Raw genomic sequence first — 14,029 nt, forward strand, 5'->3', positions numbered from 1 at the left:
TCAGGAGCTGTGTGAAACTTAAAATTATGCGATTTTTTAGTCTCTGCACCGTTTTTAGCACCGATTGGTGTAAATTTGGTGTAAAGAGGTAAATTTATTTGATTTTGAAAGTCCCGAAACCCGCATAAACACTGGGTTTTTCTTACTTGTCGTTCGGTAAGGACTTCATTGTCGGGAACAGCAGAACGTCGCGGATAGACGCACTATCGGTCAGCAGCATGACAAGGCGGTCAATGCCCATGCCCATACCGCCGGTCGGCGGCATACCGTATTCCAGCGCGGTCAGGAAGTCCTCGTCGATCACGTTGGCCTCTTCGTCGCCCGCAGCACGAAGCTTCATCTGGTGCATAAAGCGCTCGCGCTGATCGATCGGGTCGTTCAGCTCGGAATACGCATTTGCAAGCTCGCAGCGCGTGCAAAACAGCTCGAACCGCTCAACCAGCTCGGGGCAGTCCCGCTTGCGCTTGGTAAGCGGGGAAACCTCCACCGGGTAATCGAAAATAAAGGTCGGCTGTACAAGATGCTCCTCTACCTTTTCCTCAAAGACCAGCGCCATGATATTGCCCCACGTATCGGTGCTCTTTGTTTCAAGGTGGAGGCTCTTCGCAATTTCCATTGCCTTTTCGGTGTCGCCCTTGAAGGAGAGAAAGTCGATTCCTGTGTACTCCTTAATCGCGTCGTTCATGCTCAGGCGCTTAAACGGCAGGGAAAGATCAATTTCCTCGCCCTGATACGTAATCTGATCGGTTCCACAGACCTTCATCGCGCACTCGTGAATCATGTTTTCCGTACGCTCCATCATCCCGCGGTAATCCGTATACGCTTCGTATAGCTCGATCGTAGTGAATTCCGGATTATGCTTGACATCCATTCCCTCGTTGCGGAAAATACGCCCGATTTCGTAAACGCGTTCCATCCCACCAACAATCAGCCTCTTTAAGTGAAGCTCCGTCGCGATACGCAGGTACATGTCAATATTCAGCGTATTGTGGTGCGTAATGAACGGTCTTGCGGCGGCACCGCCCGCCAGGGTGTTCAGCACAGGGGTTTCCACTTCAATATAGGATTGCGCGTCGAGGAAAGCACGGATGGTGCGGATAATCTCGCTGCGCTTGATAAAGGTATCCTTAACCTCCGGGTTGACAATCAGGTCAATGTAGCGCTGGCGGTAGCGCAAATCGGTATCCTTCAGGCCGTGGAACTTTTCCGGCATGGGGAGAAGCGATTTCGCCAGCAGCTTGATTTCCTTTGCATGGACGGAAATTTCACCCCTGCGGGTCTTGAACACATAGCCCTTTACGCTGATGATATCGCCGACATCCCAGCAGTTTTTCATTTCGTTATAGCTTTCTTCGCCCACCTGGTCGATTTTCAAATAAACCTGAATCCGGCCGCTGCGATCGTGAATATCCATGAAGCTGGCCTTGCCCATGTCGCGCCAGCTCATCATACGCCCGGCGATGCAGACATCGCTGTTTTCCAGCTCATCGAAAAGCTGGTGGATTTCCTTCGCGGTAATGTCACGGGGGCAGGTTGTGATCGCAAACGGATCCTTGCCCGCCTTTTGCAGCGTACTCAGCTTGTCCCTGCGGATTTGCAGCAGCTCACTAAGGTCCTGTGCGGACTGTGTACCGTTTTCCTCGATGATATTTTCGCTCATTTGTAACTCTCCTATATCAATCTCATTTTCGCTGTCTTTAAGCATCCTGTTCCAGAAAGGAAGCCATATGCGCTTCACACTTTATTGGAAAAAAGGGGCAGGGTGAAAACATCACTCCCGCCCCCAAAAGCTTATTTGGATATGGCAAGAACCTCGTATTCCATCAAGCCGGCAGGTACTTCAATCTGAATCTTGTCGCCGATTTTGTGGTTCAGAAGGGATTTTCCAACAAGGGATTCGTCCGAAATGCTCCCGTTGAGCGGGTCCGCTTCATTGGAACCGACAATTTTATAGTTGGCAACATTGCTCTTGCCGGTTGTGGGATTTGTAACCCGAACCTCCACTTTGGAGCCGATGTGGATATTCTCGTTGCTGAGCTCGTCCTCGTCGATAACTTTTACATTTTTAAGCATGACTTCAATGTCCGCAATGCGGGCCTCGACAATCGCCTGCTCGTTTTTGGCTTCGTCATACTCACTATTTTCAGACAAATCGCCGAAGGAGAGGGCCACTTTAATTTTTTCCGCCACTTCTTTACGCTTAACGCTTTTCAGGTCCTCTAGCTCTTTTTCCAGCTTTTCCAAGCCTTCCCTCGTTAAAACCACCTGTTTTACCATAGTAGAATACCACCTTTTTCAATACAGTAGACTGCATTTTACCCTTTCGATAATAATACTTACATTATAGTGACACCGTACCGTTCTGTCAATAAAATCCCGAACGGGAACCGTGTTTTTCGCCTGCAAACTTTTTCCTTTCCGGCACCTTTTCTCCGCCTCTGGTATTGTATTCAAAAAGAAGAGGGATATGCGAAATGCATATCCCCGGAACCTATCCTTTGCCGATTTTAACCCGCCTTGGCTTTGCTGCTTGCCGGGCTGCTTTCCGTTCCCGGCGCTTTTTCCACGCTTACCCCCTGGCGGATCAGCGCGGAAACCGCCGCCTGCAGCTGCGGATCCTGTTCAGCCCTAAGCTGGTTGCGGACCAGGAGCGCCTCCTGATCGGAAGTAAGCTCCTTTTGAATATCCACGGCGATTCCTTTTCCGTTGAATACTTCCCCGTTCAGCGTCAAATAATTTGCAACGGGAAGAATAACGGCAGAGCCGTCGGAAAGGGGTTTGACTTCATCCTTCGTGCCGAGCCCGGCTGTCTTTTCGCCGACTAAAAGGCCTTTTTTATAATCCTTGATATCGGCCGCGAAAATTTCAGCCGCGCCGAAGGTGTTGCGGTTCACAATCACGCTGATCGGCAGATTCACCGTATTGGGGCCTGAAGTATACTGCACCGTTACTTTCCCGGCTTTGTCTTTGTAACTTACCGTGTTGCCGGCGGGCAACAGGGTATCGAGCATTTCCGCCATCCCGCGGATGCTTCCGCCGGAATTGCTCCGCAGATCAATTACAATCCCGGAAGCGCCCTCTTTAATGCGCGCCGCCAGCATATTGTTAAACTGTTCCGCGTTGGAATCCGTAAACGCGGAAATTTTCAGGTAAGCCACGTTGCCGTTAATCATGGAAGAAATAAGCGTCTGCTCGGCGTATTCGGCGCGGGTAACGGTAATGCTGAGCAACTCGGTCTTTGTCTCCGCTTTCTGCCCCTCGTTTTCCTGCGGCCGCAGGATCCCAAGCTTCACCTTAGAACCGACAACCCCGTCGAGCTTATTGAGCGCATCGCCGTAGGTCAGGCGGATGACCTCTTTGTCGTCCACGCTGACGACGGTATCGCCCTTCTTAATCCCACTTTTTTCCGCAGGGGAACCGGGGGTTACTTCAATAACCTCCATATTGCCGTCCTTGTCCTGTACGGTTTTAATACCGACACCAACGCTTTTTTCACTACTGCTGTTCAGGTATGCCTTATACTTTTCCGCCGAAAGGTACTTCGCCTGCGCGTTTCCCAGCCCAGCGACATACCCGGCGCAGATTCCGTCGTTCAGTTCCTTTTCATTCACCGAACCGATGTAAACCTGCCTTGTTTTCTGGTCGATTTCGCTCAGCTTTGTATACATCGCCTGGCGCTCGTTAATATCCGCTACCTTGGAGTTAAAGCTTTTCATAGCGTAAACATAGGTAAGGGACACCGTGATGGAAGCCGTTACGGCAACAAGGGCGACTGCCGCGCCCCAGGACAGCTTTCTGCTCATATCGTTTCAATCTTCCTTATTTTCAACGTCATTTTGTGAACCAGTTCAGCGGATTTTTCGCCACGCCGTTTACACGGATTTCAAAGTGGCAGTGCGCGCCCTGCGAATCGCCTGTATTTCCAACGTACGCAATAACCTGCCCCTTTGTAACAATCTGTCCGGTGCTAACCGCCACGCTGCTGCAATGGCCGTACAGCGTTGAATAGCCGCCGCCGTGGTCAATTGCGACAACGTTGCCGTATCCGCCGTAGCCTGTACCGTAGTTGCCCCATCCGGCCATCATTACCCTGCCGGAATCCGCCGCAACTATCGGCCGTCCGTAAACCCCCGGACCGGATATATCGATTCCCTTATGGAATGAACCCCAACGCGGACCGTATCCGCTGGTTACGGTGTTTACGCCCGGAACCGGCCAGCAAAAGTTCCCCGTGCTAGTGTAGCCGCCGCTTCCGCTCGTTCCGCCGCCTCCGCCGTTGTTCTGCTTCTGGCGTTCGTAGTACTCCTTATACCACTGGTCAATCGCAGCATCCGCCTTCCTGCGCTTTTCGGCAAGCTCCGCGCTTTGCTGCTGCGCGGAAGATTCATCTGCAGAAATTTCGGCAATCACCTGCTTGGTCTCCTGCTGAAGCGAAGTGAGTTCGCTCTGCTTCTGGTCAAGCGTAACCTTTGCGCTTGCAACCTTTTTGCGGTTTTCCTCAATCTGTGCCTTCTGCGCCTGAATGCTCTGCATGTCCGATTTCAGCGTATCGATAAGATTTGTGTCATGCATGGTAATCGCCTTGATCGCTTCGGTCTTATCCGCTAAATCGACAACATTCTTCGCGCTGAGGATGATCTCCAGATTCGAAGCTTCGCCGGTCAAATACAGAGCACGGAGCCTTTGCTTTAACAGCTCATAGTTTTTATTGATCTCCTGCTGCTTTCCGGAAATCTGGTTCTGCTTCGAGGTGATATCCGAGTCGAGCGCGGAAATCTGCTGGTTTAAAACGTCGATCTGGCTCTGAACGGTTGCAACCTGTGTGTCCAGCGCCTGTTTATAGGCAACCTTATTCGCCTTGTCCGCCCGCAAGGATTTTAATTTCGCGGCAACCTCAGCCTGCTTTTTCTTCAGCGTAGCCTGCTCCTTCTGCAACTGGCTCAGGCTTTTCGCCGCCGAGGCGGGCACCATGACCTGAGGAGAAAGCAGAACCGTAATTGCTAAAACAAGGGCTACCGCACATTTTGCGAATGTTTTACCAGCCAACGATTTCTCCTCCTTCCTTTTTCAAGTATTTACTAATGGATATTACGCCTCCAACCGCGCCGAACAGAGTCCCTGCAAGCATAAAGGCCAACAAAATCTTCCCGGCCATGGGGCTGATGTCGACCGGCGAGAACAGCGTAATGGACGTAATCGAACCAACCATTTTATCGTAAATCAGAAAAAGAAGGAAACTGGAAAGCGCACCGGACAACATTCCGATGATAATACCCTCCACAATAAACGGAACGCGTATGAACCCGTTCGTCGCGCCGACGGATTTCATAATGCTGATCTCCACACGGCGGGAAAACATGGTAACGCGGATAGTATTCGAAATAATAAACAGCGAAACCAGGCTGAGCAGAAGGATAATCCAAAATCCGGCCATGGTAACTACCTTGTCCAGCCTAGTCAGCTTGGCCGCCACATCGGAATAGTCGTTAATGGTTGCAACGCCCGGTATTTTCTTAATCTGCGCCGCCGTGTCCTTATACTTGGACAAATCCTTAAAAGAAACCTTAAACGCATCCGGAAGCGGATTATCTTTTCCGGTCATGCCCTGCAGCATGGTACCGTTCTTGTCACCCAGAATTTTCATATACTGCTGAATTGCTTCGTCCTTCGGAACAAATTCGCAGGTCTTAATATTATCGAGCTTTTTGATTTCCTCCCCGACCTTTATTGCGGAGAGTGTGGGAAGATCCTGCGTCATATAGATACGAACCGAATTATTTCCCTCAATTGTTTTCATCGCGGAGTTAATATTATAAGAAAAAACAACAGCCGCACCGGTCAGCAGTAAGCACGATACCAAAACGCCGACAGAGGCGATACTCATTGTGCGGTTGCTCCAGATATTTTTGACGCCTTCCTTGAACAGGTATCCAAGACTTCTAATCTTCATGGCGCTCCTCCTCCTTCTGCGAGGCGGTGTCCGCCACAATGGTTCCGTCGTGGATTTCTACGACCCGCTTATGAAAATGCTTTACTAGTGTATGTTCGTGCGTTACCATCAGGATGGTGGTGCCGCGGCGGTTGATTTCATTGAGAAGATCCACGATTTCAAACGAAAGCGCCGGATCAATGTTGCCGGTGGGCTCGTCCGCAATAATCAGCTTCGGGTTGTTGACCAAAGCCCTTGCCAGCCCCACGCGCTGCTGCTCGCCGCCGGACAGCTCCGCCGGGTGGCATTTCGCCTTGTTCTGAAGATTCACAAGCCCCAGAATGTACGGAACGCGCTTGCGGATTTCCTTGTTGGAAGCGCCAACGATATGCATCGCAAACGCCACATTTTCAAAAACCGTCATCGTATCAATCAGGCGGAAATCCTGGAATACAATACCCATCGTGCGGCGGATAAAAGGGACTTCCCTTTTTTTCAAGGTGGAAAGCTCCCTCCCGTTAACGATAATTTCCCCGCTGTTCGGCCTTTCCTCGCACATAATCAGTTTCAGGAACGTGCTCTTCCCCGCTCCGGAGGAACCCACAATAAAAACAAACTCGCCCTTGTCCACTTTCAAGCTGACATCCTTGAGCGCCCGGGTGCCGTTTGAATAAATCTTACTGACATTTTGAAATTCTATCAACGCAATCGCTCCATTAAAAATCGAATTCTTCCGGCTCGATCCTATACACCGGATAGCCCTTCTCCCCTTGCCCCTCCCGCAGTCGGATCGATTACTTTTCGCGGGACGGCAATTATCATTTCTTCTTGTTTTTTCCCTGTTTTTCCCTGTCTGTTTGGAGTATTAACCCCTGTTTCTTCACACATAAATACCAACAGGATGAATACGAATCAAAACCCATTGGTATGTTTACATAATACCAATGGGTTTCTTATTTATTATTCCGTTTAAGAAATAATTTGTAATAAATCTGTAATTCTTTTAACTTTTCTTCATTTCTCTGTTAGAATTTAACAGGGTTGGAAGAAAGATACTTTTTAACCATCAGGGCAACCTTAAATACGATGGCGTCTTCAAATTCACGAAGATCCAAACCGGTGATCTTTTTGATTTTCTCCAAACGGTAAACCAGCGTGTTGCGGTGAACAAAAAGCTTACGCGACGTTTCCGAAACATTCAGGTTGTTTTCAAAGAAACGTTGAATGGTGAACAGAGTCTCGTGATCCAGCGACTCAATAGAACCGCGCTTAAACACTTCCTTCAGGAACATATCGCACAGCGTGGTCGGAAGCTGATAGATCAGGCGGGCAATGCCCAGGTTGTCGTAGCTGACAATCGACCTCTCGGTGTCGAACACCTTACCGACTTCCAAAGCAACCTGTGCTTCCTTAAAGGAACGCGCCAGATCTTTAATGCCGGTAACAATCGTGCCTATGCCGACAACGCAGTGGGTGTAAAACTCGCTCGAAAGCGTATCGACGATGGAGCTTGCAAGCTTTTCCAAATCCTTCTGCTCAATGCCAGCACGGATTTCCTTTACCAGCGCAATATCGTTTTCATTTATATTAATGATAAAATCCTTGTTTTTGTCCGGGAAAAGGTTCTGAACCACGTCATAAGCGGACACATCGGACCTGCTGGTTATTTTGATCAACATACAAACGCGGTTCACATCCGAGTTAAACCGGAGCTCGCGCGCCTTCAAATAAATATCGCCGGGCAGAATGTTATCGAGAATGACATTTTTGATAAAATTGCTGCGGTCGTACTTTTCGTCATAGTACTGCTTAATACTGCTCAACGAAACAGCGAGCAAGGAGGCGTAACGTCCGGCCTCCGGGTCGCTACCAGAAACAAAAACGGCATATTCCGGGCGCGGGCGGCTGCCAAATGACTTATACGTGTAACCATTAACAACAAAAGTTCCGGGCGTAGCCAGAACTTCCGGAGTAATGCTGTCGTTAACCTCGCCGATCCTGCCCAGCTCGCTGCAGGCGATAATGACCGAGGTTTCATCAATCACCCCGATTGTGCGGTCAATGGCATCGCGCATCTGATGAATGACTCCCTGAAATAATCGATTGGACATAGCTCTCCCTCTCTTTATCGAACTTATCTAAATAACGATTCCTACCTACATACATTTTACATAAATTAATTGTACTTTTCAACTAATATTCAACAGAAAATAAAGAATCAGCAAAGAGAACGGTAATTTTTAATCATTATTTCACAAATCCTTGCTAATTTAATTATAAAATAGAATATTATAATGAAATACGAACTTTTCCAAAATTTATCATGCCCGAAAAACCTTAGTTTTCCGGGATTCGGTATCAAAAAGGCAGCGAAAACGGCAAAGCGTGAAAAATCCGACAGTTTAACCAAACCGCCGACCCGGAGCCGGAGGGCTTCCTGCGCGGCGCCGCAAAAGCTGCGGATCCCCGCACAGGCGGGCATTTGCGGATATATAACAAAAAAGGCCATGCCAAACGGCACAGCCTTTTCTTTTCTCACTTAATTGAGGATAGTCTGTTCTGTTTCCTTATCAAACAAATGCATTTTCTTTAAATTAAATGCAATTTTAATGTTGTCCCCTGTTTTCGCTGTAGAAGTCGGTTCTACGCGCGCCGTAATGCTATTGCCTTCGCAATTAAGGTACAGATAGGTTTCCGCGCCCATCAGCTCAGTCACCTCGACATCCGCGTCGACAATGCCATCTGTGGATTTCGCAAGGAAATCGGGTTCATCATGAACGTCCTCCGGACGGATGCCAAACACCACCGCCTTGCCGACATAGCCATTCAATACGCCGTCCTTGTCTTTTTCCTGCGGAATGGCAATGCTGTATTTGCCGAATTTAAGAAAGAACTGGTCGTCTTTGGATTCAATCGTCGCGTCAATAAAGTTCATCTGCGGCGAACCCATGAAGCCCGCGACAAATTCGTTTACCGGGAAATCATAAAGGTTTTGCGGCGTATCTACCTGCTGAACAACGCCATCCTTCATAACCACAATGCGGTCGCCCATGGTCATGGCCTCTGTCTGGTCATGCGTTACATAAATGAAGGTTGTTCCAAGCTTTTTGTGCAACTTGGAAATTTCGGTCCTCATCTGTGCCCTCAGCTTCGCATCCAAGTTGGAAAGCGGTTCGTCCAGAAGGAAAACCTTCGGGTTGCGGACAATGGCGCGTCCCAACGCAACACGCTGGCGCTGGCCACCGGACAAAGCCTTCGGTTTTCTGTCGAGCAGATGGGATATATCCAAAATCTTTGCGGCCTCTTCCACGCGTCTCTTGATTTCATCCTTTGGAACCTTGCGGAGCTTCAGGCCGAATGCCATATTATCAAATACCGTCATATGCGGGTAAAGAGCATAGTTCTGGAACACCATGGCGATATCGCGGTCTTTCGGGGCTATGTCATTCGCAAGGGTATCGCCAATGTAAAGTTCGCCTTTGCTGATTTCTTCCAAGCCGGCAATCATGCGGAGCGTTGTGGATTTTCCACAGCCGGAAGGGCCGACCAGAATTATAAATTCTTTATCGTCAATTTCCAAATTAAAATCCTTGACCGCGGTCACTCCGCCGTCATATACTTTATAAACATTTTTCAAGGTTACGTTTGCCATAATCATCCTCCAAGTCTTACTCTGTTCCTGACACACAAAGCTGCTACCGGGCCCGGTAATAATCTTTGCTTAATTTCCACGCGTTAATGATAACAGAACCGCTTGGGGAAATACAGACCTTTTTTACCCAAACTTTTTTCTCCTTGTTTATATAAATCTGATAAATTACAAATTTCCGAATTGAAATTTATACAAGATTATGAATTTGTAAAAAAGAAAACGTTTTTTTCGTACATATTTCGTGATTTTTACTGTGTTTCAGCTTTATATAAAGAGTCCGCGCACCGAATGAATCACGCTAAATTTTCGCTTTGCTCCAAACTTTTTGCTTAAAGTTTATTGAAAATTTATAGGTGACAAAAAACAAGGGGTAAAATTTATACAAGTTTATGAATCTATAAAAAAACGGAATTGGCCTCTTCCACGCTCATTTCGCGTGCTTCGCCGGGCTTAAGCGTGTTGTCCAGGACAAGCGCCCCGATTTTCACGCGCTTTAATTTCAACACCTCATTATTCCTCGCCAGAAACATCCGCTTCACCTGATGAAATTTCCCTTCGTGGATTCTCACCCTGACCAGCGGATGCTCCCCCTCCTCCAAAACTTCCAGCTTTGCGGGCAGGCATACCCTGTCCTTCAACACCACGCCGTTTTCAAACGCCGCAACGTCGTCCGCAGTAACCGGGCGGGCAAGAACCGCCTCGTAATGCTTGTACACATTGCTTTTAGGCATAAGCATCCGGTGCGCGTAAGCGCCGTCGTCCGTAATAATGAGCAGCCCTTCCGTATCGCGGTCAAGCCGGCCCGCCGGAAAAAGCCCCCTCCTTTTCAGCACCGGCGGCAGAAGATCCACCACCGTTTGCGCACGCGCGTCCCGCGCTGCGGAAAGCACCCCGGAGGGCTTGTTCATCATCAAATAGACAAATTCCTTAATGGATAAGGGCTCCCCGTTTATGGTCACTTCGTCTAACAGCGTGTCCACCTTAAAATCCGCTTTTTTTACAACCTTTCCGTTTACTGCGATCTCGCCGCGCCGTATCATCGCGCCCGCGTCCTTGCGGCTGTCCGTCACATGCAAGGCAAGAATTTTATCCAGCCGTTCCCTGCTCACTTACTCACTTCCTGTTTTGCCGTATTCCTTTTATAAGCTTCCCGATTTTTCGAAAAATGGCGGTCCATCCCGCGACAGGCCGCCAGCGACCCTTTTTATGTTCCTATTGTACGCGATCCGGGGGAAACGGTCAACTTGGAATTCGGTTCAGTCCGTTGGCCATGCGTTTGCCGGAATCGCGGAAGATACCGTCGGCGTAGCGGAAGACGGCAGATTTTCGCGAGGGGAAACTGTTTTCCGCATGCCGTAATCGGCACTTTCCTGCACGCCGTTAAAGCCGGTCATGAAGCCGTCCAGCTCTACTGTGCTCAAATCCCCGCCGATAACGATATTGTTGTACACCAGCATGGTAGCGCGCACATTGGGAACCTGCGGAAAATTTGTCACCGCGTATACCCACTGCCTGCAGGTTTTTCCCGCGTAAGGCAGAAGATCCAACCCCTGTTCCTTCTGTATTTTGTTGTATTGGGTGTACACATTATTAAATTTTTCGGGGATTGTCACGTCCTTCATCTCAATCGGCTCCGCGTTTACATTCCATCCAAACTGTTTTAGAAAAGAAATGCGATCCTCATTCGTTGCCGCTTTCAGGGAATATTGTTTCCCCCCCACCGTCGCTACGGGTTTCGAATCATGCATCTTGGAGATTACCATGACGCCGGTTATGACAATTAAAACCACCGCAAGACCGATTAAAAGCTTTTTTCTGCCTGCTTTGACTGATAATACAAACATTTTAACGCCCCCCTTGTAATGATAAATATGCGTGAAAGGGGACAAAAATGCAAAAAAGCAGCCTCCGTTTCCGAAGGCTGCTTCGTTTCTTTATTCTTCTTCCGCCGAAGCCTTCGCCTCTTCAATTACCTTTTGGGCAACCTGCTGCGGCGCTTCTTCATAGCGGCAGAAATCAAAGGTAAAAGAACCTCTGCCCTGCGTTACCTGGCGGACATAGGTACAGAAATCATGCATTTCCGCCATCGGCACTTCGGCTTCCACAATCTGCTTCTTGCCGTCCTCCGTCGGGTTCATCCCCAGTACGCGGCCGCGGCGCTTGTTCACTTCGCCGAGGATATCGCCCATGTTCGCGTCCGGCACGGTGCACCTTAAGGTGCCGATCGGCTCAAGCAGCACGGGGTTCGCAATCGGCATGCCCGCCTTATAGGCAAGGTTTGCCGCCATTTTAAACGACATTTCCGACGAATCCACCGGATGGTAGGAACCGTCGTACAGCGTGGCGCGCAGTCCTACGACGGGGTAACCCGCCAGCGGGCCTTTCATAATGCTCTCGCGCAGGCCCTTTTCAACCGCCGGGAAAAAATTCTTCGGTACTGCGCCGCCGACAATGCGCTCGGCAAATTCCAGCCCTTCGCTGTCGCAGGGCTCAAACTCCACCCAGATATCGCCGAACTGGCCGTGGCCGCCGGTTTGCTTCTTGTAGCGCCCCTGTACCTGCACCTTTTTGCGGATTGTCTCGCGGTAGGGCACACGCGGTTTTTGCAGCGTGACGTCCACCCCGAATTTCCCCTTTAATTTCGAAACGATGATATCCAGATGCTGCTCTCCCAAACCGGAAATCACCATCTGGTGCGTTTCGGTATTGGTTGTAAAGCGGATGGTGGGATCTTCATCCACCAGGCGCAGGATTCCCTGCGCAACCTTATCTTCTTCTCCCTTATTCTTGGGCATTACCGCCATCGAAAGGGTCGGGTTCGGGTAATCAATGCCGTCCAGCGTTACCTTCCGGGCCGGCGCGCAGAGCGTGTCACCCGTACTGGTTCCCTGCAATTTCAGCACCGCTCCGATGTCGCCCGCAACGATCGCCGAGGTATCCTCCTGCTTTTTGCCGTGCAGAATAACCGTCTTGCCGACGCGCTCCATATTTCCGGTACGCATGTTGAGCAATTGCGTGTCGGTTGAAACCTTGCCGGAAATCACCTTCAAATAGGACATCTTGCCGATAAACGGATCCGCAACCGTCTTAAAAACAATGGCGGCTGTCGCGCCGTTTTCGTTCACAGAAAGCTCAACCGGGTTGCCGTCGGTGTCGGCGGCAATCTCCGCGCTCTTTTCCTCGGCGGACGGCGCCAGCCAGACAAGGCCGTCCAGGAACTGCTCCATACCGCGCATCAGCAGGGCGTCGCCGCAGAATACCGGGCAGATCGCCCCGGATTTCACGCCCTTGCTAACGCCGACAATCACTTCCTCCGGCGTAAACTGCTCGCCCGAGAAGTATTTTTCAAACATCTCGTCGCTTGTTTCAGCGACCGCCTCGTAAATCGCGGTGCGCAAACCCTCAAGCCGGTTTCCCATATCCGGCATTTTTACCTCCACAGGCTTGCCATTCTGGTAATCGTATGCTTTATACTCCAGCATATTAATGTATATGTTCGCTTTGCCATCCTCAATGTACGGAACAACCACCGGGCAGACGGAAGGGCCGAAGCTTGCTTTCAGGTCTTCGAACACCCTGTAAAAACGCGCGCTTTCATCGCAAAGGCCGTTCACAAAGAAAATTTTCGGCAGGCCGCGCTTATTCGCCGCCTCTACTGCCTTTTCGGTGCCCACGGCAACCCCGTTCTTGCCGGAAACCGCAATCAGCACGGAATCCGCCGCGCGAACAGCTTCGCAAAGGCCGCCTTCAAAATCGAAAAGGCCCGGAGCATCAATCAGGTTAATTTTATGATTCTTCCATTCCAAAGGAGCCACCGCGGTTGACACAGTAATTTTTCGCTTTATCTCTTCCGGATCGAAGTCACAAACGGTGCTTCCTTCCCCAACCTTCCCAAAACGATCGGTTGCGCCGGAAAGGTACAGCATCGCTTCTGCAATGCTGGTTTTCCCCGCTCCGCTATGCCCCGCAATTGCAACATTTAGAATATTTTTTGCTTGATACTGTTTCATTATCGATACTCCTTTCAGGAATTGATTGTAACAACCACACAATTGCTCAACCAAATTTACGATAATTATAGCGTATATTTACAATGAATACAATGGCTTAATTATAAAAATTCCAATTTATTTCTATTCAATAAAAATTCTTTTCTTTAACCGGCAAAATGGAAGGGGAAAGCGGGGGGCTTCCCCCGGATACTGTCGAAAACACAGAATAAACGCAAAAAGGTCCGCCCCGATTGGGCGGACCTTCTTGCATGGAAACGAACTATCTTTAAGCTTTTCCCGCGCAGCCGAGGACTGCAGTAATCTTATGCGCAACCATATCTTTAATGGCTGTGCGCGCGGGGGCGAGATACTGCCTTGGGTCAAAATGGCTCGGATTTTCCGCCATATACTTGCGGATGCTGGCCGTCATGGCGAGACGTAGATCGGAGTCCACAT

At 49.6% G+C, this 14,029-nt stretch carries 12 protein-coding genes; all 12 read right to left on the bottom strand.

Translation table 11 applies throughout. The annotated features are described in order from the left end of the window. Positions 1 to 142 precede the first annotated feature (142 nt). A complete protein-coding gene (lysS, locus tag CAGA_RS10890) occupies positions 143 to 1,660 on the bottom strand; it encodes a lysine--tRNA ligase (protein ID WP_135660716.1) in 1,518 nt (505 codons plus the stop codon). A gap of 131 nt (positions 1,661 to 1,791) precedes the next feature. Then, positions 1,792 to 2,277: a transcription elongation factor GreA gene (gene greA, locus CAGA_RS10895; RefSeq protein WP_135660718.1), complete on the bottom strand. Its 486-nt coding sequence runs from the start codon at positions 2,275 to 2,277 to the stop codon at positions 1,792 to 1,794. 230 nt (positions 2,278 to 2,507) lie between these two features. Beyond that, positions 2,508 to 3,803 carry a S41 family peptidase gene (locus CAGA_RS10900; RefSeq protein ID WP_135660720.1) on the bottom strand — a complete coding sequence of 432 codons (1,296 nt, stop codon included), beginning with the start codon at positions 3,801 to 3,803 and terminating at the stop codon, positions 2,508 to 2,510. 28 nt (positions 3,804 to 3,831) lie between these two features. Next, the gene (locus CAGA_RS10905) at positions 3,832 to 5,046 is read right to left on the bottom strand and encodes a murein hydrolase activator EnvC family protein (RefSeq protein ID WP_207669576.1); all 1,215 of its coding nucleotides are present in this window, start codon (positions 5,044 to 5,046) and stop codon (positions 3,832 to 3,834) included. After that, positions 5,036 to 5,950 carry a permease-like cell division protein FtsX gene (gene ftsX / locus CAGA_RS10910; protein ID WP_135660722.1) on the bottom strand — a complete coding sequence of 305 codons (915 nt, stop codon included), beginning with the start codon at positions 5,948 to 5,950 and terminating at the stop codon, positions 5,036 to 5,038. The genes CAGA_RS10905 and ftsX overlap by 11 nt, the downstream gene beginning before the upstream one ends. After that, entirely contained in the window at positions 5,940 to 6,632 is a 693-nt protein-coding gene (gene ftsE, locus CAGA_RS10915; RefSeq protein ID WP_135660724.1) for a cell division ATP-binding protein FtsE, read from the bottom strand. The genes ftsX and ftsE overlap by 11 nt, the downstream gene beginning before the upstream one ends. A 322-nt stretch (positions 6,633 to 6,954) precedes the next feature. Then, positions 6,955 to 8,040 carry a PucR family transcriptional regulator gene (locus CAGA_RS10920; RefSeq protein WP_135660726.1) on the bottom strand — a complete coding sequence of 362 codons (1,086 nt, stop codon included), beginning with the start codon at positions 8,038 to 8,040 and terminating at the stop codon, positions 6,955 to 6,957. Positions 8,041 to 8,468: 428 nt separating this feature from the next. Further along, positions 8,469 to 9,581, bottom strand: coding sequence for an ABC transporter ATP-binding protein (locus CAGA_RS10925; RefSeq protein WP_135660729.1), 1,113 nt, complete (start codon positions 9,579 to 9,581; stop codon positions 8,469 to 8,471). Positions 9,582 to 9,976: 395 nt separating this feature from the next. Continuing rightward, on the bottom strand, positions 9,977 to 10,690 hold the full coding sequence (locus tag CAGA_RS10930) for a pseudouridine synthase (protein ID WP_135660731.1): 714 nt from the start codon (positions 10,688 to 10,690) through the stop codon (positions 9,977 to 9,979). 147 nt (positions 10,691 to 10,837) lie between these two features. After that, a complete protein-coding gene (locus tag CAGA_RS10935; RefSeq protein ID WP_135660733.1) occupies positions 10,838 to 11,425 on the bottom strand; it encodes a DUF4830 domain-containing protein in 588 nt (195 codons plus the stop codon). Between the two features lie 90 nt (positions 11,426 to 11,515). Next, positions 11,516 to 13,591: an elongation factor G gene (locus CAGA_RS10940; protein ID WP_135660735.1), complete on the bottom strand. Its 2,076-nt coding sequence runs from the start codon at positions 13,589 to 13,591 to the stop codon at positions 11,516 to 11,518. A 268-nt stretch (positions 13,592 to 13,859) separates the two neighbouring features. Next, on the bottom strand, positions 13,860 to 14,029 hold a 170-nt coding region (locus tag CAGA_RS10945; protein WP_207669577.1), incomplete at its 5' end, for a class II fructose-bisphosphate aldolase.

Source organism: Caproiciproducens galactitolivorans (assembly GCF_004768785.1).
GTDB classification, from domain to species: Bacteria; Bacillota; Clostridia; order Oscillospirales; family Acutalibacteraceae; genus Caproiciproducens; species Caproiciproducens galactitolivorans.

Coding starts and splice junctions, on each gene's coding strand:
- lysS (WP_135660716.1), bottom strand. CDS start 1,660: ATGAGCGAAAATATCATCGAGGAAAACGGTACACAGTCCGCACAGGAC.
- greA (WP_135660718.1), bottom strand. CDS start 2,277: ATGGTAAAACAGGTGGTTTTAACGAGGGAAGGCTTGGAAAAGCTGGAA.
- CAGA_RS10900 (WP_135660720.1), bottom strand. CDS start 3,803: ATGAGCAGAAAGCTGTCCTGGGGCGCGGCAGTCGCCCTTGTTGCCGTA.
- ftsX (WP_135660722.1), bottom strand. CDS start 5,950: ATGAAGATTAGAAGTCTTGGATACCTGTTCAAGGAAGGCGTCAAAAAT.
- CAGA_RS10920 (WP_135660726.1), bottom strand. CDS start 8,040: ATGTCCAATCGATTATTTCAGGGAGTCATTCATCAGATGCGCGATGCC.
- CAGA_RS10925 (WP_135660729.1), bottom strand. CDS start 9,581: ATGGCAAACGTAACCTTGAAAAATGTTTATAAAGTATATGACGGCGGA.
- CAGA_RS10935 (WP_135660733.1), bottom strand. CDS start 11,425: ATGTTTGTATTATCAGTCAAAGCAGGCAGAAAAAAGCTTTTAATCGGT.
- CAGA_RS10940 (WP_135660735.1), bottom strand. CDS start 13,591: ATGAAACAGTATCAAGCAAAAAATATTCTAAATGTTGCAATTGCGGGG.